Source organism: Spiroplasma sp. SV19, from assembly GCF_030060925.1.
Lineage (GTDB): Bacteria > Bacillota_I > Bacilli_A > Mycoplasmatales > Mycoplasmataceae > Spiroplasma.
The window spans coordinates 1,410,496-1,435,644 of record NZ_CP045455.1; the positions used below are offsets into that span (position 1 = coordinate 1,410,496).

At 23.5% G+C, this 25,149-nt stretch carries 29 protein-coding genes and 1 pseudogene; 20 read left to right on the forward strand and 10 right to left on the reverse strand.

The genetic code is table 4. From position 1 onward, the window contains the following. Positions 1 to 19: 19 nt before the first annotated feature. Entirely contained in the window at positions 20 to 790 is a 771-nt protein-coding gene (locus E7Y35_RS06845) for a hypothetical protein (RefSeq protein ID WP_283272240.1), read from the reverse strand. Between the two features lie 570 nt (positions 791 to 1,360). Between E7Y35_RS06845 and E7Y35_RS06850 the strand changes: the two genes are divergently transcribed. After that, positions 1,361 to 1,660, forward strand: coding sequence for a transposase (locus tag E7Y35_RS06850; protein ID WP_283272241.1), 300 nt, complete (start codon positions 1,361 to 1,363; stop codon positions 1,658 to 1,660). On the opposite strand, the gene E7Y35_RS06855 is transcribed toward E7Y35_RS06850, so the two are convergent. The 3 genes from E7Y35_RS06855 to E7Y35_RS06865 form a co-directional block, all read right to left on the reverse strand. After that, entirely contained in the window at positions 1,657 to 1,977 is a 321-nt protein-coding gene (locus E7Y35_RS06855; protein ID WP_283272242.1) for an IS30 family transposase, read from the reverse strand. The genes E7Y35_RS06850 and E7Y35_RS06855 overlap by 4 nt on opposite strands. Further along, positions 1,956 to 2,147 (reverse strand): hypothetical protein, encoded by a 192-nt coding sequence (locus tag E7Y35_RS06860; protein WP_283272243.1) that lies wholly within the window; start codon positions 2,145 to 2,147, stop codon positions 1,956 to 1,958. The genes E7Y35_RS06855 and E7Y35_RS06860 overlap by 22 nt, the downstream gene beginning before the upstream one ends. A 345-nt stretch (positions 2,148 to 2,492) precedes the next feature. Further along, positions 2,493 to 2,642: a helix-turn-helix domain-containing protein gene (locus E7Y35_RS06865; RefSeq protein ID WP_283272244.1), complete on the reverse strand. Its 150-nt coding sequence runs from the start codon at positions 2,640 to 2,642 to the stop codon at positions 2,493 to 2,495. 867 nt (positions 2,643 to 3,509) lie between these two features. On the opposite strand from E7Y35_RS06865, the gene E7Y35_RS06870 reads away from it, so the two are divergent. The 6 genes and pseudogenes from E7Y35_RS06870 to E7Y35_RS06895 all read left to right on the forward strand — a co-directional run bounded on the left by E7Y35_RS06870 (position 3,510) and on the right by E7Y35_RS06895 (position 9,152). Beyond that, complete coding sequence (locus E7Y35_RS06870) at positions 3,510 to 4,532, forward strand: DNA adenine methylase (RefSeq protein ID WP_283272245.1); 1,023 nt, start codon at positions 3,510 to 3,512, stop codon at positions 4,530 to 4,532. A gap of 36 nt (positions 4,533 to 4,568) precedes the next feature. Next, a pseudogene (locus tag E7Y35_RS07095) lies at positions 4,569 to 5,421 on the forward strand (Dam family site-specific DNA-(adenine-N6)-methyltransferase). Positions 5,422 to 5,443: 22 nt separating this feature from the next. Continuing rightward, positions 5,444 to 6,370, forward strand: a complete 927-nt coding sequence (locus E7Y35_RS06880) for an AlwI family type II restriction endonuclease (RefSeq protein ID WP_283272247.1) — start codon at positions 5,444 to 5,446, stop codon at positions 6,368 to 6,370. A 53-nt stretch (positions 6,371 to 6,423) separates the two neighbouring features. Continuing rightward, positions 6,424 to 6,951, forward strand: coding sequence for an AlwI family type II restriction endonuclease (locus tag E7Y35_RS06885; protein WP_283272248.1), 528 nt, complete (start codon positions 6,424 to 6,426; stop codon positions 6,949 to 6,951). A gap of 615 nt (positions 6,952 to 7,566) precedes the next feature. Next, positions 7,567 to 8,103, forward strand: a complete 537-nt coding sequence (locus tag E7Y35_RS06890) for an AAA family ATPase (protein ID WP_283272249.1) — start codon at positions 7,567 to 7,569, stop codon at positions 8,101 to 8,103. A 92-nt stretch (positions 8,104 to 8,195) separates the two neighbouring features. After that, a complete protein-coding gene (locus E7Y35_RS06895) occupies positions 8,196 to 9,152 on the forward strand; it encodes an AAA family ATPase (RefSeq protein ID WP_283272250.1) in 957 nt (318 codons plus the stop codon). 362 nt (positions 9,153 to 9,514) lie between these two features. Here the strand turns inward: E7Y35_RS06895 and E7Y35_RS06900 are convergent, their stop codons facing one another. From E7Y35_RS06900 to E7Y35_RS06910, 3 genes are all read right to left on the reverse strand, one after another. Then, a complete protein-coding gene (locus tag E7Y35_RS06900; RefSeq protein ID WP_283272251.1) occupies positions 9,515 to 9,682 on the reverse strand; it encodes a helix-turn-helix domain-containing protein in 168 nt (55 codons plus the stop codon). A gap of 36 nt (positions 9,683 to 9,718) precedes the next feature. Beyond that, a complete protein-coding gene (locus tag E7Y35_RS06905; protein WP_283272252.1) occupies positions 9,719 to 10,540 on the reverse strand; it encodes a hypothetical protein in 822 nt (273 codons plus the stop codon). Between the two features lie 82 nt (positions 10,541 to 10,622). Then, on the reverse strand, positions 10,623 to 10,811 hold the full coding sequence (locus E7Y35_RS06910; RefSeq protein ID WP_283272253.1) for a hypothetical protein: 189 nt from the start codon (positions 10,809 to 10,811) through the stop codon (positions 10,623 to 10,625). A gap of 847 nt (positions 10,812 to 11,658) precedes the next feature. Between E7Y35_RS06910 and E7Y35_RS06915 the strand changes: the two genes are divergently transcribed. Both E7Y35_RS06915 and E7Y35_RS06920 read left to right on the forward strand, forming a co-directional pair. Next, positions 11,659 to 12,261 carry a hypothetical protein gene (locus E7Y35_RS06915; protein WP_283272254.1) on the forward strand — a complete coding sequence of 201 codons (603 nt, stop codon included), beginning with the start codon at positions 11,659 to 11,661 and terminating at the stop codon, positions 12,259 to 12,261. Continuing rightward, positions 12,251 to 12,625: a Pycsar system effector family protein gene (locus tag E7Y35_RS06920; RefSeq protein ID WP_283272255.1), complete on the forward strand. Its 375-nt coding sequence runs from the start codon at positions 12,251 to 12,253 to the stop codon at positions 12,623 to 12,625. Before E7Y35_RS06915 ends, E7Y35_RS06920 begins: the two co-directional genes overlap by 11 nt. A gap of 387 nt (positions 12,626 to 13,012) precedes the next feature. Here E7Y35_RS06920 and E7Y35_RS06925 read toward each other — a convergent pair whose 3' ends face one another. From E7Y35_RS06925 to E7Y35_RS06935, 3 genes are all read right to left on the reverse strand, one after another. Then, entirely contained in the window at positions 13,013 to 13,159 is a 147-nt protein-coding gene (locus tag E7Y35_RS06925) for a hypothetical protein (protein WP_283272256.1), read from the reverse strand. A 223-nt stretch (positions 13,160 to 13,382) separates the two neighbouring features. Beyond that, complete coding sequence (locus E7Y35_RS06930) at positions 13,383 to 14,318, reverse strand: ABC transporter permease (RefSeq protein WP_283272258.1); 936 nt, start codon at positions 14,316 to 14,318, stop codon at positions 13,383 to 13,385. Beyond that, positions 14,318 to 15,022, reverse strand: coding sequence for an ABC transporter ATP-binding protein (locus tag E7Y35_RS06935; protein ID WP_283272259.1), 705 nt, complete (start codon positions 15,020 to 15,022; stop codon positions 14,318 to 14,320). The genes E7Y35_RS06930 and E7Y35_RS06935 overlap by 1 nt, the downstream gene beginning before the upstream one ends. Before the next feature lie 228 nt (positions 15,023 to 15,250). Between E7Y35_RS06935 and E7Y35_RS06940 the strand changes: the two genes are divergently transcribed. The 11 genes from E7Y35_RS06940 (at position 15,251) to E7Y35_RS06990 (ending at position 25,029) form a co-directional block, all read left to right on the forward strand. Continuing rightward, on the forward strand, positions 15,251 to 15,487 hold the full coding sequence (locus E7Y35_RS06940; RefSeq protein WP_283272260.1) for a hypothetical protein: 237 nt from the start codon (positions 15,251 to 15,253) through the stop codon (positions 15,485 to 15,487). A 78-nt stretch (positions 15,488 to 15,565) separates the two neighbouring features. Further along, positions 15,566 to 15,970, forward strand: a complete 405-nt coding sequence (locus E7Y35_RS06945) for a GIY-YIG nuclease family protein (RefSeq protein WP_283272261.1) — start codon at positions 15,566 to 15,568, stop codon at positions 15,968 to 15,970. A 273-nt stretch (positions 15,971 to 16,243) separates the two neighbouring features. Beyond that, positions 16,244 to 16,480: a DUF4357 domain-containing protein gene (locus E7Y35_RS06950; RefSeq protein ID WP_283272262.1), complete on the forward strand. Its 237-nt coding sequence runs from the start codon at positions 16,244 to 16,246 to the stop codon at positions 16,478 to 16,480. Positions 16,481 to 16,644: 164 nt separating this feature from the next. Further along, a complete protein-coding gene (locus E7Y35_RS06955) occupies positions 16,645 to 16,899 on the forward strand; it encodes an abortive infection family protein (RefSeq protein WP_283272263.1) in 255 nt (84 codons plus the stop codon). 127 nt (positions 16,900 to 17,026) lie between these two features. Next, positions 17,027 to 17,611, forward strand: a complete 585-nt coding sequence (locus E7Y35_RS06960; protein ID WP_283272264.1) for a hypothetical protein — start codon at positions 17,027 to 17,029, stop codon at positions 17,609 to 17,611. Positions 17,612 to 17,650: 39 nt separating this feature from the next. Beyond that, positions 17,651 to 17,938, forward strand: coding sequence for a hypothetical protein (locus tag E7Y35_RS06965; RefSeq protein WP_283272265.1), 288 nt, complete (start codon positions 17,651 to 17,653; stop codon positions 17,936 to 17,938). Between the two features lie 405 nt (positions 17,939 to 18,343). Continuing rightward, positions 18,344 to 19,420 carry a lipoprotein gene (locus tag E7Y35_RS06970; RefSeq protein ID WP_283272266.1) on the forward strand — a complete coding sequence of 359 codons (1,077 nt, stop codon included), beginning with the start codon at positions 18,344 to 18,346 and terminating at the stop codon, positions 19,418 to 19,420. A 21-nt stretch (positions 19,421 to 19,441) separates the two neighbouring features. Further along, positions 19,442 to 19,840 (forward strand): hypothetical protein, encoded by a 399-nt coding sequence (locus E7Y35_RS06975; RefSeq protein WP_283272267.1) that lies wholly within the window; start codon positions 19,442 to 19,444, stop codon positions 19,838 to 19,840. Next, the gene (locus E7Y35_RS06980) at positions 19,821 to 22,244 is read left to right on the forward strand and encodes a hypothetical protein (protein WP_283272268.1); all 2,424 of its coding nucleotides are present in this window, start codon (positions 19,821 to 19,823) and stop codon (positions 22,242 to 22,244) included. Before E7Y35_RS06975 ends, E7Y35_RS06980 begins: the two co-directional genes overlap by 20 nt. Before the next feature lies 1 nt (position 22,245). Further along, a complete protein-coding gene (locus tag E7Y35_RS06985; protein WP_283272269.1) occupies positions 22,246 to 24,393 on the forward strand; it encodes a hypothetical protein in 2,148 nt (715 codons plus the stop codon). A 228-nt stretch (positions 24,394 to 24,621) separates the two neighbouring features. Further along, the gene (locus E7Y35_RS06990; RefSeq protein WP_283272270.1) at positions 24,622 to 25,029 is read left to right on the forward strand and encodes a hypothetical protein; all 408 of its coding nucleotides are present in this window, start codon (positions 24,622 to 24,624) and stop codon (positions 25,027 to 25,029) included. Positions 25,030 to 25,149 lie beyond the last annotated feature (120 nt).

Below are 25,149 nucleotides of genomic sequence, written 5' to 3' on the forward strand. Positions count from 1 at the left end.
TTATTAACTATAAATTAGTTTATCTCATAAATTTTTCTTTTATTGAGTATATTATTCTAAAAATAAAAATTATTAGCATAAGCAATTCTAAAGAAAAATTATATGTATTTAATGGAAAAGTAAATTTATGATTAAAAGAATTTCTAAGATTTTTTAACATATTATAAGTTTTACTGTCAAAGACAAACTTAATCCAAGATTGATATTCTTCAAGTATTTTTGTTTTTTTAATATAATTCCTTACAATATCTTTAAAATGTGGTTGAAAATATATTTTTCCATTATTTTTAGGAATTTCATATTTGTTATTATCTGAATCTCAAAATAATAAATCTGTTATTTTATCTAATAAAGAATATACATATATATAAGTTGAAACTTGTTTATGAAAATAGACATCATTTGGATAAACCCGTTCATATAAATTAAAAATATTTCTATCAATGCTTATAAGTTCAAGAATATATTCTAAAACCATTTCTATTTCAATAAATAAGTCACGAAAAATATTTAATGCATCATATTTTTTGTTATACATTTTTTTAACAAAAAATTGAATAGCTCTTTGAAATTGCAAATTAAAAATCATGACTTCTTCGTAATTACTGGTAGTGTGTAGTTCAACATCAATTTGTTTCTGGCTCTCTTCTAAATCTATTTGTTCAATTATCTTGGGCCAATCATTAAATAATCAATCATCAATAATACTTAATGATAAATTAGGTTGCCCTAATTTATTTGCATATTTCATTAGTATATTTTCAAACATCTCTTTTTCTGACTTTTCCATTTTTTTCCTTTACCGAACTAATTATCTATTCAAAGAACAAATTGTTCACCTAACTTAGTGTACTAGCCTATTTCATATATTTTAGCACTATTCTCCTAATATGTTAATAATTCTTTAAAAGCAGTTTTTAAAACTGAAAAGGGTAATTTGCCAACTTATATGCAATTAATTAGCACAGAAAAAATAGAACTAAATTAGTTAATAATCTCTAGTGGTATTAAATAATTTAGTTTTTTTCTTGACCTTCAATTTAGTACGTTCATAATTATACAATCATCTATCTGATCGTATTCTGATAATTCCCAACTTTTTTGGATAATATTGTTAAATTTATTTGCTCTAGTGTGCCTTTTTCTTATGGTACTGTTGGTCAAGTAAAATAAACTGGCATTTTTAATTTTTTTCAAATTCCTTTCACTGGACAAATTCTATTCTGTTATCAAATGACAAAAATTTTGTAATATTTTTTATTGGTGGATAATTTGATAGGGTAACCTTAATTTGGACACTTAATAAAGTTTTAATCCTAAAATAAGTTAAAATAAAAGTGAAAGAATTGAGGTTTTTATTATGAAACATTATACTCCGGATGAAAAAGAGAAAATTGTGAAAGAATACTTAAAAAATAATATAACTATTAAAACACAAGATAGTATATATAATATTAGTTCAGTAACCTTACAAAAATTAATTAAAAACTATAAAGTTTATGGGGAAAATGGTTTTAGAAATATTTCATCGGATCAAACAACGATCAAGGAATTAGAAGCAAAATTACGATTATCTCAGCAAGAACTTCAAGAACTAAAATGGCAAGTTGAAATGCAAAAAAAAGTTGAATCAAAGGTTAAAGGCAGATTGTCAACTTAAGTGCAAGTTTTTACTAAATCAAAATAAGGACTAAACATTTTAAATACTTCTAAAGGTGTTTTAAAGTTTAGTTTTTTTCTTGGGCGATTATTTAATAAAAGCATAGTTTCTTTGTCATATTCTTTACTATATTTATTTAAATCGCTATTTTTAGGGTATCTTTGCCGTAATAATTTATTTTCGTGTTCGATAGTACCTTTTTCTCATGGCGAAGCTGGTGTTGTAAAGTAAACTGGAATGCCAATAATTTGTTCAAATTCTTCTCACATGGTAAATTCAGAACCATTATCCAATACTAATGATTTAGCATATTTCATAATTTCTGGGTCCTTAAAAAATTAGTTAATTTGATATTTATAGTATTTGCCGTTTTATCATCAAGATGACAAATATAGTCTAAATTTGTTAGTTTTTCAGTAATTGTTAACTTAAAACTTTTGCTATATTCACCAGTAATTAAATCAGCTTCAAAATGACCAAAATCCAATCTATCTCTTTTAATTTCTGAAACATGTTTTTTACTTTTGTTAAATTTATGTTTTGTGTGGCTTTTATAATGTCGTAAGGTTGTTTGGGGCAAGGAAAATGCTTTAATTTTTATGTAACGATAAATTGTAGATATAGTTTTTCCTAATGTAGAATCTGAATAATTAAAACCAAAACTTCCTTTTTGAAAATTAGTCAGTTGTTTAAAGCGACCAACAATTTGTTCTGGTGATCATAAATTTTCTAATCCATAATTAATATATTTTCGTTGGTTAAAATTAAGTCTTTTTTTATTTCCACATTTACTTCGTTGATATTTATAATGTGATACTGCTTGCTTTGCAATTTATTTGTTAACTTTACAGCGTTTTAATTCGTGTGAAATTGTTGATTCGTGTTTATTTAATCTCTTGGCACATTCACGATTTTTTAATCCTTGAATTTTGTAACTTTCAAGTAATGCTCGTTCTTCTATGGTAAAATGTTTGTAATTCATATTTGTTATTCTTTCTATTTAGTCGTAAAAAGTATAACATATGTTTTTTTACTTTATATAAACTTGCACTTATTATGATAATCTACAAAAGAAGGTTGCTGGAAGGAACAAAAAATAATTGAGAAATATAAAATAGTTAATAAATATTTACCAAAATATAAATTAATTAAAAAAACATGTCAATTATTAAATTTAGTTAAAAGTACCTACTATGATTAAACAAATAAAGGAAAACCAAATAGTGTTCAAAAAATAGATTATTTATTTTATCAAATGATTAGGAATGTATATTATCAAATAGGTAGAGAAACATATGGTACAAAACGAATTACATTATATTGAGATTCAATAAGAGTGAATTACTCAGTTAAAAAAGTAAAAAGATATTTAAAAGTTGCAAATTTAGAATCTATTAATAAACCAATTAAAAGAAAGCAAAATATGAGCGTTTATTTAAGTACCCTTTCAAAACAAAATATACAAATATAGTTATAATGGAACCTAATTTAGGAGTTATCAATATAATAGAATGTTAAAATATGCAGAATATCAAATTAACATGGCGCGAATAGGGAGGTCTAAAGATAATCCTTATATTGAACCATTATGAAGTATTTGTAAAAAAAGCATTTGGCAAATCAGAATATAGGTTCGATGAATTCAAATATCAAACAAATTTATATTGTAATTAATATAATCTTGAACGATTAACAATACAAAGTTTTTATCTAATAAAGTGTCCGAAACAAGGTTCCATATCAACAAACGGTGATTTTACAACTTTTTATAAATAAAATGATGCTTTTATTTTATTTTTTTGTTATGATTTTTAAGAGTTTATTTTAATTATGGTAAGGAAAAAGCAAAATGTCATTTGAGTTATATAATCGAAGATATACTGGATCTAAGTATAAATTAAGAAATTGAATAAAAGAAATAATAAAACAAAATTGTGAAGGTAATGTATTTTGTGATTTATTTGCAGGTACGGGTGTGATTACTGATTTTATGTTTGATTATTATGATGCATATATAATTAATGATTTTTTGTTTTCGAATGAAATTATTTATAAGGCTTTTTTTGTGCAAGAAAATTATGATACAGATAAATTAAAAAAATATCTTGATATTTTTTCAAATATTCATTCAGATTCTTTAGACGATAATTATATTTCTATTAATTATGGCAATAAGTTTTTTAGTATTACTGATGCAAAAATAATTGGATATATTAGAGAACAAATTGAAAAAGAAAAAAGTAAGTTAAGTGAAAAAGAGTATAATATTTTATTAGCATCATTGTTATTTTCACTTGATAAGGTAGCTAATACAGTTGGCCATTATGATTCATTTTTAAAAAATAAGAATATAAACTCCAATTTTGTTTTTGAACTTATTAATCCAAAAATAATTAGTAATAAAAAAATAACAATTTTTAGAGAAAATGCAAACAATCTTGTAAAAAAAATACAGGCTGATATAGTTTATATTGATCCCCCGTATTCTTCAAGACAATATAGTAGATTTTATCATGTTTTAGAAAACATAACTACATGAAAAAAGCCAGAATTATATGGCGCGGCTGCCAAGCCATTGCCCGAAAATATGAGCAATTATTCAAGAGCCACTGCAATAAATGAATTTTCTGATTTAATTCAAAATTTAAATTGCAATTTTATAATTACTTCATATAACAATACATATTATTCAAAAAGTAGTTCATCACGCAATAAAATGTCCTTAGAAGATATTAAAAATATTTTAAATAGGAAAGGGAATACAAAAATTTTTGAAAAAAATCATCCTTTTTTCAATGCAGGAAAAACATCATTTTTACATGAACATAAAGAAATTCTATTTATAACAAAAGTAGGGCAATATAATGATTAGATCTCCTTTTTTTATGTTGGTGATAAATATAAAATAATGAGTCAAATTAAATTTTATTTTCCAAAAAAAATTAATAGATATTTTGAACCGTTTCTTGGAGGAGGAAGTTCATTTTTAAACATATTAGCTGATGAATATTTTCTTAATGATATAAATTTAAAGTTAATTAATCTTCATATTTTTTTATGTTCTCAAGCATCTAATATTAATGGTTTTTTTAATAAATTAGAACAAATTATTTTAAAATATAATTTATCTTATTCATATAAAAATATAAATATGCCTTCCAAAGATTTAAAAAAATGTATCCAAAAAATATTATGCAATATTGAATAAAGAATCTTATAATCAGTTGAAAAAGATTATAATGAAGAAGTATTAAAAATAATTTTTATTTGTATATATTATTAATTTATGGCTTTAATAGAATTTTAAGATTTAATAAAGATGGTCATTTTAATGTTCCTGTTGGTAATGTAGATTTTAATAAGAATGTAGTAAATTCTTTAAATAATTATTTTTCATTTGTAAAAAATAAAAAAATTAATTTTAGTAATTTAAATTGATATAATTTTTTGGAAAGTATTACTTTCAAGAAAGATGATTTTATTTATCTTGATCCACCGTACTTAATATCTTTTAGTGAATATAATAAGTTGTGAAGTGAAAAAGATGAAATTAAATTATTGAATAAACTTGATGAACTTGATAAAATAGGAGTAAAGTTTGCTATTTCAAACTTAATTAATCACAAAGGTACAACTAATAAAATATTTAGAAATTGATCAGAAAAATATAAGATCATAGAAATAAATAGTAATTATATAAGTTATCATGATAATTCAAAAAAAATAATTCTAGAGAGGTATTAGTAATTAATTATGATTAAAAGGAAGAGTGAATTAAAACCATTGTCGTTTACAACAACAATGCGAAATCCAGAAAGAATAAAAAATTTTATAAATATCATAATGGAATTTGAAGGTAAGATTCTTACAAATGAATTAATAAATAAAATTATATTTAAAATTATAAGTAAAAAATTATATATTCCAACTTATGTAGAAAAAACAACAAAGTTAAAGAAACAATTAATTTTTGAAAATAAAGAATTTAATGAAGAAGAAACGCTGGATATAATTAGAAATAGTTCACAAAATCATAAAGAAGCAGGATTTGATTTTGGTTGACCTTCAAGATTTGACACTTGATACAAAATAATGAAAGAATTTGGTTTTATTTATTATGAAATAGGAAAGCCTATAGAGCTATCTGATTCTGACAAAAAACTAGTGAAGGCTTTAGAAAAAGAAAACATTAATTTAGAGCAACAAGTTTTTTTAAATGCATTAGTAAAATATCAAAGAAACAATCCATTTAGGAGAGTATTAAATGAGAACATACCATTAGTTTTATTATTAAAAACAATTATTGGACTTAAAGAAAATATCAAAGATAATCCAGGAATTTCTATAAAGGAATTGTCGTTATTAATTTGTTGACCTAATTCTGATTATAAATCATTAGTTAATTTAATAATTAATTTAAGAAGACAATTCAAAACACAAATTAGTGATGAAATTATATATGAGGAGTGTAAAAAAGTATTAAAAATTACAGATAGCCAAGAAAAAAAGTTTAAGTTAAATAATATATTATATGAATTACCAGATGAATTTGTTAGAAAAATGAAATCAACTGGATTGTTTTCTATAAGAGGTTATGGAAAATTTATAGATGTTAATTCTAATGAATTAAATAAAATTAATTATATTCTTAAAAATATTCTACTGAATATGATTATTATAAATATCTTGGAACTATTGATCAAAATTTAATTAATATTCAAGATAATGATAATATTTTATTAAGTCAGAAAAATGATTTATTTATGAAATGAGTACAGCACTTTGAATTAAATGAACTAATTAAAGAAATAAAAATTTTGGAAAATAAAAATAAGTATTCAAAACATGCAGTTTTGAAACATATTAATGGTCCTTTAAGATTAGAATTTCTTATTGCATTAATTTTACAAAAAAAATTTCCTGAATTAACAATATTAGCAAATTATAAAACAGATGATGAAGGTATACCTACATCTTATGCACCCGGGGGAAATTCTGACATAATCTGTAACGACGGAGATGGAACTGTACTATTTGAAGTGACATTGCTTACTGGAACTATTCAAAATATAAGAGAGATGCCGTCTATAGTTAGACACTTAAAAGATACTTTAATAAATTATATCAATAGTTTTTCAGTTTTAGTATGTCCAAAAATTTATGAAGATACTATTGAGTATTCAAAATTTGTTAAATATAAAGATAATTTAGATATTATTCCAATTTCAATAAGTGAATTTATAAGTAAAGTTAAAATCTTTAATAGTATAAGAGATTTTAAAAAGAATTAAATAATTTAATAAAAATTTTTCTTATATTAATAATAAGAAAGTTACAAGTGAATATTGAACAATTTATATGACCAAACATAAAAAGATAGTTTACCATACTGAAAAAGAATTGTTTGTTTAAACAATCCTTTACAAATAAAACGAGTTTGGATATATTCAGATTTTAAAAGTTTATAATCAATAAGTTCAATTGCAGTTTTAATTAGTTTTTCTAATAAAGTTTTATCTTTTTGAAAAAATTAAGATAGTAATAATTTTGGTGTAATTTCAATATTGGCAAATTTAAAAATATCTGCGACTTGAATTTTAAATTTGTTCATTAAGTGTGATAATTGTGTTATAATATATGACATAGGTGACCTTTCTAGTTAATTTTTTCTCAATAAACTAATTATATAGGGGTGTCCCTTATTTTTTTATTTCTCCCAAAAATAAAATGCAATCTTTTTAATTTAGAAAAATAGTTTTTAATTATTAATGATAAAATAAAAGTAAGCAGCTTATATAATTTGAAAATAAAATTTAGTATACAGTTGAAAATTACCCTAAAAAGTAAGTAAAAATTAGTTTAATTAATTTTAATTATTAATTGTAAAGTAGAAAGGACAAAAATTAATGAAAATTAAGATAAAAAGTTTTAGAAATATTATTGATGAACTGGAAATTGAATTAGAGAAAAATAAAATTACCACAATAATAGGCACAAATGGTTCAGGTAAGACAAATATTTTAGAAGGGATACATTTTTTTGTAAGTAATTATAAAAATACCGATGTAGTAGTAACTTCAAATTTTACTTCTTATAGTGGGATAAAAGAAAAAGAATTAATTGATAAGAAAGAAATTAATTTTACATATGAATTATCAGACCAAAAAATTAGAGAAGTAGAAAAATATTTAAAAGAAATAAAAGTACCATTAGAAAAAATTAAAGATAAAAAAATACTAATTAGTAGATCAAAAACTCAAAATGGATTTTCTATTAGCCCCACTTCAAGTTTAATTGAAATTTATAATGAATTATTTAAAATAAAGAAAGAAGTTATACCTAATAAGTATTATTCATTAGATGGGGAAAGTGATTATTGACCAAATGTTGAAGAAATTAAAAAGCACTTAGTAATAAATCATTACAAAATGGAAACGTATTAAGACCTATATTTGAAACAATAATAAAACTTAGAGATATTTTTCTTGATAGGCCCTTAATTGAATTTATTAATAATGCAACCGAAGAATTTAATGTGAATCACCATACAAATATATTAAATTTGGCTGATGAAGAATTAAGAAAAGAAGTTGAATTATTATTATATTTTATTGGCGAGGAAGCACTAGAATATGCACAAGATTTTTTAAAATTAAATTCTAATCAAACTAATGATATAAATAGAATGGAAAATATTAAAAATAAAATTATTAAATTAGGAAATAAAAAAATAGACGAAATTTTTAATTTTTTTGATTTATATGCTAAACCTGAAATAAAATTTGATAATACAAATTTATCAATAACCACAGAATTTAATAATGATGAAATTTTATTTGGAGATCCAATAAACCAACAGAATAATTCAGCAGGTTATAAATCAATATTTTGTTTTGTTTTGCGATATGAATATCTTATTGAATATGCAAAGAAAAATAATAAAGAGATAATACTAATTATTGATGAATTAGATAAAAATTTGCATCCAATGTTACAATCGCAGTTAATTGCTTATATTAAATCTAGAATTGAAGAAAGTAATATTTACTTAATTATTTCAACTCATTCACCATTCTTATTAGAAATGGATGAAAAATTTAGTAATTATTATGTTGCATATAAAAAACAAGATGGGAGTCTAAACTTGTCCTTGAAAAATACTTTTAGTAATAGTGGTGCAGTGTCTAGTTTTTTAGTATTAGCAAAAAAAGTATTAGATTCACATGAAATACTTATGAAAATTAAAAAGCCAAGATTAGTTATTTTGGAATCAAGTAGTCAAGATGATATTCAAATTTTAAAAGCAAGAGTTAATAAAAAAATTGATAATGTTGAATTTGTTTTACAAAGTTCTGATCCCATTATTGGAAAAGATATTGAAAAAGTAATTGATCATCCTAATGATTTAACAGAAATAGAGGTCTTACTTGAGAATAATCAACGTATATTTATTTCGAAAAAGGTAATAGATATATTAAAGAATGAAGATTAAACACTCATTTTCTAACAAAAGATGGGTATTCAAACTTTATTTTAACTGGATTTATAATGTAAAGTACCATATAGACTTAAGAATTTAGCAAAATACCGCATAAAAGCGACTTTTTATGTTTAAAAGAGAAATTATGTATAAAATAAAATGTTTTTTTATTTATATATAGTATTTGAATAATTAAAACCAAAACTTCCTTTTTGAAAATTAGATAATTGTTTAAAGCGGTTAATAATTTGTTCTGGTCATCATAAATTTTCTAATTCATAATTAATATATTTTTGTTGGTTAAAATTAAGTTTTTTCTTGCTCCCGCATTTGCTTCGTTGATATTTATAATGTGATACTGCTTGCTTTGCAATTTATTTGTTAACTTTACAGCGTTTTAATTCGCGTGAAATTGTTGATTTATGATTATTTAATCTTTTGGTACATTCACGATTTTTCAATCCTTGAATTTTGTAACTTTCAACTAATGCTCGCTCCTCTATGGTAAAATGTTTATAATTCATATTTGTTATTCTTAGCATTTAACACCCTAAGTTTACACTTTAATATCTATACACTTATGGCTGCACAGCCATAAGTTTTTTCGAATTTACATATGTTTTTAAATTATTTCAGTTAATGATGAATTTATTAAATTTTTTAATTAATTCATCATAACTCTTAAATTTTTTCCCATAAGTTAAATAAAACTTTTCTTTAATCCAACCATTAAGCGATTCTGTTGGAGCATTATGATTAAATCCCAAATTTGACATTGATAATTTTAAAGAACTATTATCTTCAATTAACTTCACTAGTTCTGATGCATTTGCTCGGCCACGATCAGTTTGAATATAAATTACTTGTTCATGTTTTCTAGTTTTGCTGATAACATCTAATAAGACTTCACTTACTAAATATTTATTTTGGGTAAAATCAGGTCTATGTGCAATAACCGTTCCATCATATCAATCATAAACCATTTCAAACATTAATTGACACTTCTCATTATTGATAAAGCATTCATTGAATCATGTCCCATCTATTCCAAGTTTTTGGAATCGATTAGTTACTGAATAATCATTTTTAATATAATCTGGCCGAATTAATTTTTCATGGCGATCGCTTTTATCATCACGGCTAGTTTTTTTGCTCGTTTTTCACTTAATTTTTCCAACAATAGAAGTGTTTAATTTTCGGATTTTATGAATACCAACTGAAAATCCTAATTTTTCTTCAACATAAGTTTTGATACTTTGAACACCAGCTATAATTTCAAATTTACTATAAAATTCATTTATTGTTAAAATAATTTGATTGTCATTTTTGCTATTAACTCTTGATTTTCGAATTTTATTATTCTTAATTCATTTATGATATGCTTGGCGAGTGACTGGCAAAAAATCACACATAAATTTTATTGAATAAACAGTTTGATATTCATCAATATATTCAAAAGCTTTGATTTTAATATATTTTGAATTAAGAACTTCTGTCTTTTCCCTCCGACATAACTTCTAATTCTTTATTTTTAAGAGCTAACTCTCTTTCTTTTAGTTTTAATTGTTTTTCAAGAAATTTAATTTTAACAACATTCTGATCATCTTCTTTTAATTCACAACAATTATTTTTTAAATCTTTATTTGTTCATTCATAAACTAAAACGGGCACTGATAAATTAAATTCTTTTGCTAACTTAATTGCTGATTCACCATTTTTAAAGCGTTTTACAACTTCCTGTTTTAGTTCATTTGAGTATTTTTAATATTTTTTCATTTTGTTACACCTTCACTATTTAATTATAACTGTTTCTATAGATTTTTAGGTGTAAACTTAGCTGTACCGATGCTCTTTCTATTTGGTCGTAAAAAGTATAACATATGAATTTTTGCTTTATATAAACTTGCACTTATTATGATAATCTACAGGTGCAGTGATACGCAATCTATCAATGGTAATTTAACTGTAATTAACTTTATTTTTGATATAATATTTATAATAAAAACTATGTTACTAATTATTCAATAAACAATTTTAGAATACTTTTTATTTTACAAAGATAACTTTTTTAAAAAATATTAATAATTCAAGTTTCTTATCAATATAAATAGATGAAATATTTTAGTTTTTATGAAAATTTCGTATGTTTTTTTGAATGAATATATCAATTATTAAATTTTGCTACATTTGTATAATATTTTTAAAATATAAAATTATAAATAAAAATAATGTTCTATACATTAGTTTTGCAATTTATGAATCAAAATAAAAATATGAAATGAAGTTTTGCAATTTACTTGTAATTTTATATTTTGTTTAAAAATTTAAAAATATAAATTTAATTGGATTCAATTAAATGAATCAATGTCAAATAGACCATACTAAAGAACAAATTAGGTTAGTGCTAAAATTTAAACAATTAGATTACTAATTTAATAAAGGTGTAAATTTATTTAGTAATTTATTAGAAATATAATTAGGTTAAAAAAATAATAAAAATAAAGGAGAACAAATATTTATGAATAATCTATTAGACAACTTTACAAAGAAAGATATAACACATAAAGAAACTAACTCATTATGTGTAGATATTCGCAAATCAACAAAGTTTCATAGTAATTTTTCAACAAAAACTGAGCCTGCAAAGATAGTTGCCAGTTTTATTTCAAAATGTTACTTAATTTGCAATAATAAAAAATTATTTAGCAATTATATATATGCGGGTGATGGAATAATTGCTATTGCATATGGTAATGATAATGCTAAAGCATTTGAAAAAACTTTGGAAGTTGCAATTGCAATTTCAAAAGTAATAGAAAATTTTAAAGACAGTTGTAAAAAAGTTTTTGATGCTGGAATTGGTATTGCTTTTGATAATACAACAAAAGTAAAAGTTAAAAATTTACCTATTCAATATAATAATGAATTATATACTGGTGATTCTGTTGCAATATCTTCAAAAATTTGTGGATCTATGCCATTAAGAAACAACAAGTACAAAACATCAATTTATATAGGAATGAGTAAAAGGTTTGCAAATAATTTGCTAGAGAAGTTTTCTAATCATTGTAAAAAAACTTCTAAAAAATATATTTATTTAGGTGATTCAAATGCTAGATAAAAATAATGAACAATTAATTGATTTAAATAAAGTTTTAGAAAATAATAACAAAATAAATTCACATGCAGAAACAAAAAGTTATTATGCTTTAGTATTACTAGGTTTGTTATCTGTACCCTTATTTAGTCTACTTGTTGAAATGTTAAATTTAAAGTTATTTAATTTTTGATATAACAAACTATTATTTACGCTTTCTTTAGTTTTATTGTTTTTCTCTTTATTTTCATTACTGTATTCATTTATTCCAAGATTAGCAATTAAATTAAAAAGAAAGAAAAAGATATTGGTAAAATATCTAATGATTTTAATAAGGATTATTATCATTACAGATTTTGAGCAAATATTAAGTACATTGATTTACTAGAAATTGAAAAATTTCTTAATAATTTAAATATTAAAATAGTTGGAACAATTAGTTTATTAAAGCAAATTATAGATATTGCATGAATAGCAAAAATAAAATTTCGTGCGTTTAATATAACTATTATTTTGCAGATGTTTTTAATTATTACTATGGTTATTTTAGCAATAATGTTAGTTTTTATTTAAAAAATTAAAATGATGGTTGCTTAATATGAAATGTTATAAAAGTAATAGAGAGATATTAAAAATAACTAAAATACATATAGTAAGGGATGCTTTGTATGAACAAAAGCAGGTGCTTAAGTTGGGGTTCTTTTAAAAATTTTTTGCAAGTATGATTCAAAATTACATATAAAAAGTTTACATTAAGTAAACTTTTTAATTCAATTTATTTTTCAGCACTAGGAATATATTGTGCACCATTACCAATGATAATAAACTTGACATTTTCGATGTTATCGTAGTGTTCGTTAATAAAATGATAAATAGCATTTCAGTACTTATTACTTGAAATTAATGTCTTTTCATTACTCATCGAGATAATCATTCGTTTATTTTTAATGCCATTATTTTTATCACACTCTCTATTAAACAATGTTTCTATGGCAGTTGTAAATAGTAAAGGATGTTCTGTGGGAGCAAAAAACAGCTTGACCAAGCTGTTTTTATAGTTAAATATTTAATTTATCAATAATATTTGATGTTATTTTACAATTATTATTTTATTTATAAATCTAAAGTATAAGTCAAATTTAGTCTTATATTTTTAGGTTTTTATTTTTAAACAAAAACAAATCTAGGTATCCAAAACTAAATGTTAAAAAGACGATACTTATTGTACAAATAGCGATTGCAATTTTATTAAATCCTAAATATTTATGTTCTGATAAATACAAAATTTTATTTTTATCTAAAGGGATAATTACTTCATTAGCTATATCACTTATTGAAAATTTTAATGGAATTACTATTAGTGATTGTAAAGAAATATATTTAATATATTCTAACCCCGTATAACCTGTTGGATTCATATCATAAATTAATAATATTATTCAAGATACTAACATTCAGAATGTAATTAATGAGTTAATTATATTTGCAACCATTGTTTTTTCAATTAAACAAATTGAAATCAAGGTATATATTACAATCAATAAGAAAACAAATAAAATAAATTGCAAACCATAAAGAAAAACATAACCAAATCACTTATTTGCATCATAACTAATTCCAGAAAAAATTAAAATAATAATTCATGATGGAATAAAAATTATTAAGTTAGACAACATAATATACAATATCTTCGATCCTAAAATTTGTTTTCTTGATAAGGGCATTGTTAATCAAAAACTAATTTGTCCACCATTAATTTCTTTCATAAAATTTCTATTAATTAAAATCAATGTAAAAATTGAATAATAAACAAGTGCCGGACTAGCAAATAAGGCTCAATTTAACATTTGTGAAATTGAAATAAGAGCATCACCTACTGTAGAAGTTCCTGTTTTAAGATTTACATCATAAATTCCAATAACTGGTGTTTTTACACCTTCAACATGGGATATTAATGTCATTCCCATCAAAGCAACTGTAATAATTACTCAGAATAGCCCAAAAAATAATATTAGTTTTCAATTAATTCGCAAATGATTTTTTATAATATTAAAATTTTCATAGAAAAAATTTGTTTTCATTATAAAACACTTTCCTTTACATATAATTTTTTAAAATGTTTTTCTAGTTTAGTAATATCAGCATTTTTAATTTCTAATTCTTCTATTAATTTCCCGTCCTTAATAAAACCAACTTTGTCACAAAGTTTAGTTATTTCTTCAAAGATATGCGAACAAATAATTATTGTAGTGTCTTTGCTGCTTTTCATTTTCAAAATTAATTCATTAAATTGATTTTTCATAACTGGATCTAAGCCACTTGTTGGTTCATCTAAAATTAAAATTTTTGGTTTAATCATTGTTGCAGCTATTAAAGCAATTTTTTGTTTCATTCCTTTTGACATTTTTTTAATTTTTTGATTTGTATCAAGTTCAAAATGTAATATTAATTTTTCAACATAACTTCAATCAAGATTTTTCCGAAACTTAAAAATCATTTTTAAATATTCAATTCCTTTTAAGTCTTCATATAAACTAATTTCTCCAGCAACATAACCAGTATATTCCATAATTTCCTTACTTTTATCTCATGGATTTAAATCATTAATTAAAATTACACCAGAATCTGGTTTGATAAATCCCATTATTTGACGAATTAAAGTTGTTTTTCCAGCACCATTTGGCCCTAAAATCCCATATACTTCACCATCATTAATATTAAGATTAATTTTAAAGTTTCCAATTTTTTCACCATATTTTTTTGTTACCTCATTTACTTTAATCATTATGACCTCCTGTTATGATTAATTTGCTAATGGAACTTACTACTTTGTATTAAGTATAACGGATAAAACAAATAATAGTTTAATTATAAAAATTATTTTATTAAATATTTTAGTTTAAGTTTGAAAAAATATTAAATAGTAAATGCTAAGACTAGTATGGTATTAAGAGCATTAAATATTATTGATCAAGAATTAGCACAAAAAATAAAGAAAGAGAGTAATTAAAATATGAATAATTTAAATAATAAATTGGATCATAAGCATTATTGATGAATAAAAAATACTCTTTTTCGACATTATTCAAAAGAACAAATTTTAGATGTATTTCATAAAATAAATGTTGCAATTGCAGAGGAAAAAAAGAATCAAGAAATTTTGCCTTGAGTTAATGATACTGAATTAGCACGAAAACATTATTGATGAGTTAGAAATATTTTGTTTAAATATTATAAATATGAAAATTAATTAAGGTTATTAATAATATTTGTGATATTTCTATTTTTTAGATATAATACAAGTATAAAATTATATGGAGTTACAGAAATGGGTAGAATAAATAAAATAGAGATATTAAAATATGGCGAAAATGAGTTTTCAAAAGTATCGTCAGTATCATCGCGTATTAAAGTTATGTTTTTTCAAAAAAAATATTCATCTGAAGCTTTTGAAATATTCAATGATTGATTATCAAAACCATTGGTATATATCTTAAAAGGATATGATTATGAAAATGATAATTTTCAGTTTTATGTTGGAGAAACTATTAATTTTTTTCAACGTTCTAATAATTTTGAGCATTATTATAATGAAGAATGAGTTGAACAGATTATAATAATTAGTTCAAAAGATCAAGAGCAAATATTTAATAAAAGTGAGTTACAATATTTTGAAAAAATTTTTATTAACAAATTAAATGATAATAAAAATATACTTATTTTAAAAAAATAATAACAGTGGTCAAAATACTCCAAATTGAAGTTCGGAGGAAAAATACTTATTAAATTTAGAAATAGAGACTATTTTAACTTTTATTCAGTTGATTAAAGAAGATTGATTTGAAAAACTTAATAATAATATAAAAATTGAGGATATAATTGATTCTGAAATTCGAGATAAAAATAATTTTATTGATATTGAACATAATTTCAATGATAAAAGTGTAGTAAAAGCTTTATTTAATTTAACTGATAATTCTGTAATTATTAAAAAGGAACAAAAGTTATGAATTATTTGGAAAATAAAAACATTTCAAAAAAATTAATAAATATTTTTGAAAATGATGATGCTCTTTTTAAAGAAAAAGATAAAAACAAAAAACAGTTAACATTAAATAAAGATCTTTATTGTAATTCTGTTTCGTATGCTAGTGTAATATTATCAGGGAATAGAAATAATGGATGAGATTTTTGAACAATATCAAATAATAAAAATAAATTAAGTACAATAAGAAAATTATAGTTTTCATATTTTTATTTCATAGTACAATTTATATTGTAGATGACCAATGACACGTGTCAGACATTTTTAAATGTCTGACACGTGTTTTTTATATTGGTATATGACAATCATGAAAAATAATTACAAAAAATATGAAGTAAATAAAAAAAGAGGAGAAAAACAAAATGAATTTTTATTTAGTCAAGAAAAAAATAGAAAGTGCTGTTAATAATACATTATCGCGTTTACAAGAAGAAAATAAAATTCTTTCAAATTTAGGGAAAATTATAGATGAAATACAAGATGTTAGAAATCAAAAAACCGTTGCTCATGCAAATAATGAAGTACTTTCTAATTTTGAAAGTAAAATAATTTATGAGAGTTTAGAATATTTAATTTGGGCAATTGATTTTATTAAAAAACAAATTGTAATTCAATAAAATATTGAAAAATAATGTCAGAATATGGTGCAAGCCATATTTTTTGTTATAATATGCCTAGGTAGCAACATATATATTAATTTTGAAAAAGGAGAAATATGGATATAAAGATTAAATTTTTTTTGTTTTGCAAAAATTATTAATCTTTTTAAATAAGTTTTATGGCAGGAAAAAAGCAGATAAATTATATGATTCATTAGGCAAACAAAAATTAGACATAATTAAATATATCAAATTTAATAGAACATGGACATTAAAACAATTTGATGAATTTAAAAAAATGGATGATAAGCTATTTCAATGTTTTGAGATTTATGCAATTTTTACTCTAAATCCATTTAGAGTTTACGTTGGCCAGACTAAAGATTCATTTTATGATCGGATAAAAGAACATTATAAATCATTATGAAAAGTTATTCATCAATTAAATGGTAGAAAATTTAAGCAAGATCTTGCCAATTCAGTTCCCCCTAGGCTTAAAAAGTATATTTTTGAACAAAAATATGGCATTATTGATAAACTACAAATTTCAATCTTAATAAAATTTCCTAAAAATCTTTATAGAAATACAGATAAAGATTATCAAAAAGAATTAGAAGAGTGTCTAATTGAATTAGAACAGCACTATATTGAAATGTTTAAAGCAACAGGTCAAAATGGGTTTAATTCTGAAACAGCATATGAAACAGGAGAAAGAAAGGATAGTACATAATATAATGATATATAATTGAGATGAAGAATTGGATTAATTATGCCAACAATAAATAAAGTACATACCAGACATAATTGATATGCAAGAATGATTGAATTTCTTAATAAGGTCGAATATGATAAAGTGAATAAAAGTTGGTTTGCATATCGCAACGATTTATTACAATGATCTAATTGAGGGGATAAAAAATTAGTATATAAACCACCAGCATTGTTAGAATATAAAAGAACAGTTTCTGGCAAAGGATATTATCAAATTAAAGTGGAAGTTTTGAAAGAAGCGATCCAATTTTGAAAAGATAATTATGAAATAAAATGAATGAAATAAATTATAAGGAGAATATATATGAGATATTTACAAGTAAAAACTATCGTTCAATAGAAGATGGAATATTTAATTTTGGAAATATTAATTTTTTTATTGGTGATATATAATTAATACAGGAAAAACATCAAATTTATATCCCATAAACAACCACATAATTTATTCAATCTTTAATATTATATTTTTATTTTATAAAATAATATGTTAATATTTTATTGACATATGATGTCGGGATTTAATTATGTATTAGAATTTAAATTATTTATAATATGGGACGAATTAATTTAATAAATACATTATATTAAAGTATCAAATATCAAAATATTAAACATGTATCAATATATATTACGTATAAACACGGAAATATTAAAGCTAATAATAACAAAATATAGAAAGGAAATATTATTAATGAAAAAATTATTATCAATTTTGGGTTTAGCTGTTTTAACAACTTCTAGTGTAACAACAGTAGTGAGTTGTACACCATCAGCTAACCATACCGAAACTATTCATGATAAAATCAAAAAATCACTACAAAAACCAATTAATTTTGACGATGACTGAATTATTGACTATGGTGAATCAAAAAAAAATCTTGAATATTTTACTAATAGTATTGTTAATAATCGATGAACATTATTTAATAAATTGGTTACTGACCTGGTAACAAAACAGTTGATAAAAGATATTCCAAATCTTTTAAAAATATATCCATACTTTTCGCTTTCAGCAGTAGTTACTATTAAGAGTTTTAATGACATAAGATCAAGTATTCAGGAACAAACAAAAGTCACTTTTAATTATGATGTGGGATATAACTTGGAACAATTACAAGATATCCCAGCATCTGATTTACAGGCAAGTAACCCCATATGAGACCCAACGTCAGATATGTTAGCACTTTATGATGGTTCATCATTTGGGCAGTTTATAATTGAAGGAGTAGATAATCAAAATCAAATGTCATTTGAAGAAAAATCATTTATTAGTGATGATAAAGCAAGATTAAATTATTTATCTGAAATGTTAAATAATAGTCGTTCAATAGTTGCTTATGATGGTGATTATAGAAAATTTTTAATGATGGAATCGTATATTTCGTATGCAAAACTAAATAAAGTAGATTTTCCGGAAGAAGATTTAGTAAAACAGATTCATAATGATGAAAGTATTTTTAATATGAAAAAAAATTTATTGTTAAAAGGGATTCATAACAGTGTTATGAAAGATGGAAATGTAGAATCTTTAGTAAAATCTATGCCTTCAATATTAGATGATATAGATATTGATATTTCTTTGGTCAGAGCGGTTTTAACATCTGAGATAAAAGCAGATAAAAAGTTGGAATATGTCTATGGTTCAAAATCAAACTATTACAGCAAGGATATGCTAGTTGTAAATGCCCAAATAAATTTAAAAAAAGGTGATGTTGTCTCTGATGTAACTATTAATGAACAATTAGCTTTAAAAATTTCCTATGTTTAATAGAAACAGAGGAATGTATGTATGAAGAAAAAAACTTTGTCTGCTCGTGAAGTAGTTGATAAGATTTTTAACATTGGCCAAAAACCAATTTGAAAATCTAAAAGATTTATTAGTTTAATATCAACAGTTGTCTTATTGGGAGCAACTGGAATTACGACAGGGTGTATATTAGCAAGTAATAAAACCGAACAACAAGTATATTATAAATTTGATGACAAAATCTTTAGTTCAAGATCAAATGCAATTGGGTATGCAATGAATAATGCTGATACGAGATCATTAGGGTATAATACAAATAATTATTTATTTGATGGTGAAGTGTTCCAAAATCGTGAATCATTAAATAGTCATTTGAAAGATAAGTTTTCAATTAGTACGGTAAAAACTATTAGAAATCCAGGTGAATATACTATTAAATAGTAGTGGAGAACTTTCACGTGATGTTTTAACAGCATCATATGAAAAACCAATAACAGTTTATAAAGGTAATGACGGTAGTGCATATCTGAATAAAGATGAAGCACTAAGTACTTTTCAAAATTACCAAAAAATATATAACATTGAAGGTGACATTCGTTATAACGAATATGAAGCAAGAGAGTTATATGAAAATTCAATTAAGAAAAAATTAGAAGACAATGCAAATAGTAAAACTACTTGTTATATTCAAGGTGCTATTTGTGAGACAGAACAAGAAATTAAAAATTGATTAAGAAGTAGTGTGAAAAATGGGTTTGAATATCAAGGCCAATATTTTTCAGATTATAACTTTTCAGATTTTAAGACAGTAATGAATAATATTGATCAATATACTGTTGATAAATATGTCAAAGAAGTAGTCGACCCTGATAAAAGTTCATATTGAATTTCACATGATAAAGGTGATTCAAATGATGGATTTTTTATCGGACCTAAATATGTTGAAACAGCGCAGCAATTGCCAAGTGTTCCAAAGTTTAATGAAGTTAGTTCATTTACACCATCATTATTCTTTATTGGCGCAGCAATGCAGCCATTTTCTCAACTGAGTTCATATCTGTATGAAAAACAAAATAAGCAATATGGATGAGAACAAAAAGATTTTAAAATATTTTTAGATTTTTTAAGTAATAATAATATATTGTCTAAAAATACAAATGATAATTTTAAGGAACTTGTTAAAACTTTAAAGATTCCTAACCAAATTCTTGCTGATTCAACAACGGGACTAAATGATATCTCCGTTCCAAGTTTCAATGATTTTCATAAACTATTAGTAGCCATGAAACGAATATTAACTTTTGTTAAAGTATATGCTTCATCAGTAGAAAATACAGCAACAATATTAGAAAAAAGCTTCAAAGAAATGATTGTGGAAGTATTAAATAATAACAAAGAAACTATGTCAGTATTATTAGATTATACTAACCAAGATGATAACAAAGGAGCTAATGTGTTACTTAACAATGAAATATCATTTGATGATGTTTATAACATGTTTTTAAATCAAGCAGCATTTTATGAAGAAAACAATGAACGTCGAGCAATTCTAAACATCGTTGAAAATATTCAATCAGCAGTTGATAACATTATGAATGTTATTGGCGCAGGAGCATCTATTGCTGGGGGATTTAAGGATTTGTATGGTTCAAATAATAGTAGTGATAAAGCAATTCAAGAAGGTCGTAAAAAATTGAATGGTGAATTAAAAGATTCAGTGAATAGTAATATGGATGTTGTTTTAGATAAGCTGCATATTAAACCGGATACTTTTAAAGCACCTAGTTCATATGCTGGTGTTATTCCAATTGCAAATATTATTACGGGAGTATGAGAATTATCAAAAACATTAAGTTTTATTTCATTAAAAACAATGGAATTTAAAATTGATCAAAATAATTCATTGTACTATGTTGTGCCAACTTTTAAAATTCCAATTTTAAATATTGAATTAACTTCAGCACAACCAAACTCAGTTGTAACTAAGTTAACAGAATCACCACTGAACTATATGTTACCAAGTGATGGCAGTGTTAAAGATAAAAAATTATATGAATTTAATGATCATTATTATTTATCAAAAGAAAATGCTAAAGAAGATTTAATTGAACAAATATATTTACATCCGGAAAGATATGTTCCAAATAAAAAATTACTAATAAATATTATGGCAAAAGATATTCCATATATTTTACCATCAGAAATTAGTGAAGCTAATATTTGTGGAACAACAACAGACGATCAAAATTGTATTAATCAAACTGATTATGATTCGAAATTAAGTGAAGAAAAAAATAAATTTGTTGACCAAATGTTTGGTTTATATTATGAACCTAATAAGAAAGAATTCTTTTTAGATGGATTCGGTAATTATTTTGAAACAAGACAAGAAGCATTAACTAGTTTAGCAGAAAATGTAGCAAAATCAAACTTTGATGTTTCATATAGTTATAAAACAAGAACCGGAAAAGAAATTATTACTGAAACAAAAGAAGAAATAATTGATTTTATTAATAAGAATGAAGTTATTGATCAAAAACAAATTATAAATAGTGATTTAATCATTTCTTCATCATATGATAGTTTATCAGAGCATATGGGAATTAACTTTGATGTTTATGAAATGAATTATTATGGCGACTTAAAATATTTTATGTCATATGAACAAGCATGAAATTATTTAATGAATCATATTAATTATCAAGTGTTAAACTTTGATGCAACATCAAATACTTTCGGGTTTGGTAAACATGAATTCTTCTCTGAAAATGATTTTGTCGCATGAGTAAATGCAAACTTAGAACCTGTGAAAGCAAGTGAAGTTAAAGGAAAGGTTGTGAATTAAAATGTTAAAATTAATGTTAATAGCTTCATCAATCATATCAGTTTCACCATCAGTTGCATCAGTAACTTATTATTCAACGGTGGAAGCTACTAATGAAAGAAAAATTAATGAACAAGTTTTAGTGGATGACATTCTAACTAATCGCATTTTTAATGGACAAGTTAGTTATAGTGAATATGATGGTAAAACATTTTATTCGGATGAAGCTTTAAATGAATATTTATTGCAAAACAATAAAGTAACTTCTTTAATTACATCATCTAATCCAAACAAAATAATTAAAAATTATGAACATATGACATTAGATGACACAAAAATTTATGATGCTAATTTAGATAACTTTAAACAATTATATCGTGATGCTTTTGGAAATATTGCTTATACTCGTCAAACAGCTTTAGATACTTATACTAATGCGGGATTAGTAAAACCTCAATATAGTTATGACGGATTCTATTGATTTGATTCACCAGAAGAAGCCAAAATCAATGAAAAATATAACATGAAAATTAATAAATCAATATACTACATGTTTAAAAATCAATATTATAATGCTTTCAATGACAAAGACATTAATGCTTTAGTGTCATTAATGGATGAAGGATATTATGCCAATATTAATCAATCATTAACAAATAAACCACTAGTAAAACCAATTATTGAAAAAGGAGATAGTAAACTAATCTATGATTTACTAAAAAAAGATCTTAAAAAAGACTTTAACGGTGATTACTATGATTCAGTAACTACAACAGAAACGAAATATAAATTATCAATTGCTGGAACTGGTTCTAATCGAGTTACGGTACAATATTATGATAAAAATGGAAAATTCTTAAATGGAACAGATTATGACAATGGTAAATCTATTACTATTGAATTAAGAAATATAAATGTAAAAAGTGGTGCTGATTTTATTAATAAATTTAAGAATGTATCTTGAAACACAGGTTCAGAAGGAAGTTGATCTATTGGCCGATTTTATAAAACACATGATTTTGATGGAATTCAAGATGGCCAAGAGGTTAAGATTAGAATTAACTTAGTTCCTAAATGAAGTTATGCCGGTGGTAAAACAAAAGCACCGGACTTAGATTCTTATAATTTTGTTGATCAATCAGTTGGAAAAATTAAGTTATATAGTAATGAAAATAAACATGATGACCAATTTATTGATGTAACAGCTGAGAAAAAAGGAGTATTTTCTTCTGCAAACATAACAACAGAGGAAAAAACTAAATTCTTTTCGGAATGATATGATCAATACTATAATAGTGTTTTAACTAATTTTGGACCAGATAATAATCGCCAAGTAACTTACGATGATATTAAAAAAGGGAATTATATTAAAAATACTACCTTTGATGGTCAAGGGACAAAAGGATTTATTTATAAAGATAAAGCCTATGATGTAAACTATAATAAAGGTTATAGCCAATCATTAATTGAAAGTTACTTAAATTGAGTTCCAATTAAAGAAAAATTACTAGCAAAACCAGTTCAATATGAGGGCAAAACATTTTATGAATTAAGACCAGATTTCTTAGCAACAAAAGAGCAATTAGATCAATTCTTATATTTAGAAGGTAATTTTCAAACTAAAATAATGTACTCATATGGTCCAGAACAAGATGTATCTGATCGTGATGGGAGAATGCTAGCACAAACTTTACAAGAAGCAAAAGAAAAAGAGCTGATTAATGATAACAAAACTTTACGTAAGCAATATATTGCCTATGATGTTTTTGGTAACCAAGAATTAGCAACAAGTAGTGCCCAAGATGCTATTGCACAATTAACAAATAAAATTCAATTAACTTCTAAGTTTATTCATAAAAATGAAATTAATATTTGAAATTCTAATATTAAACGTTCATGAGATTTAACAATTAGTGATGGTAGATATAGTGTTTATCGAATTGATGATGTAAATAACCCAGGTAAATTTATATATTTTCCATCGCAAGATTTAGCGTTAAAAGCTGTTAAAACAAATGCTAAACTTAGTTCGAATGTTAATACTTTAGAAAAAACAATGTATTTATATAATTACACTGCCCAATCAGGGCAAATTGTCCCATTCATTTTCTATGATAATGATATTAATACTGTTATTGATAAAATTTATCGTTTTGAAAATTGAATTTAATAAATATTGGTAGAAAAATATAGTGATAAAAACTATATTTTTCTTTTAAGATATATAACAAGAGTAATATTTAATAAGTCACAATTAATAAATATATCCTAAAACTGGACGAATAATTAACTTTACAACTAATTTGTAAGGTAAAATTATAATGAAAGTAGCAGGATATTTTATTTTGAAACAAAGATATACAACAGAAGAAAAACTTGATATAGTAAAAGAAGCCAAATGGGGGGAAAAGATTTAATAGCTATTACACATGGGTCTTGATTAATAGGAGAATTTAATAAATTTCGCCCGGAATATAGTAGCTCTTTTAATGACTTATATTCATATTATCTAGATAATGAGAAATCTTTAGAGATAATATTTACTAATAATCAAGAAACTAAAATATTTGATTTTCAACTTAAACAATTTATTGATACTAAATGATTACCAGAACCATTTTATGTAAGCAGGTATGAAGCAGATCCGTATGTGGTCTATGGTGTTTACTATTTTCAATGTGACTTTATTATTACATATGTTGGGGATTTAATTGATCAATTAAAAAATAAGTATTATACTTATTTTCCATTGGCTAAAAATTTTAAATTAATTGAAAAAAAGAGGGGAGGGGATAGGATGAAATAATTATTTGTATTTATCCACTTATTTTGGTATAATTAATTTAGTATAAAAAAATCAATATTTTCATATCAATATAATATCAAACACAAATTTATAGTAATTATAATTTTATTTTTAAAATAA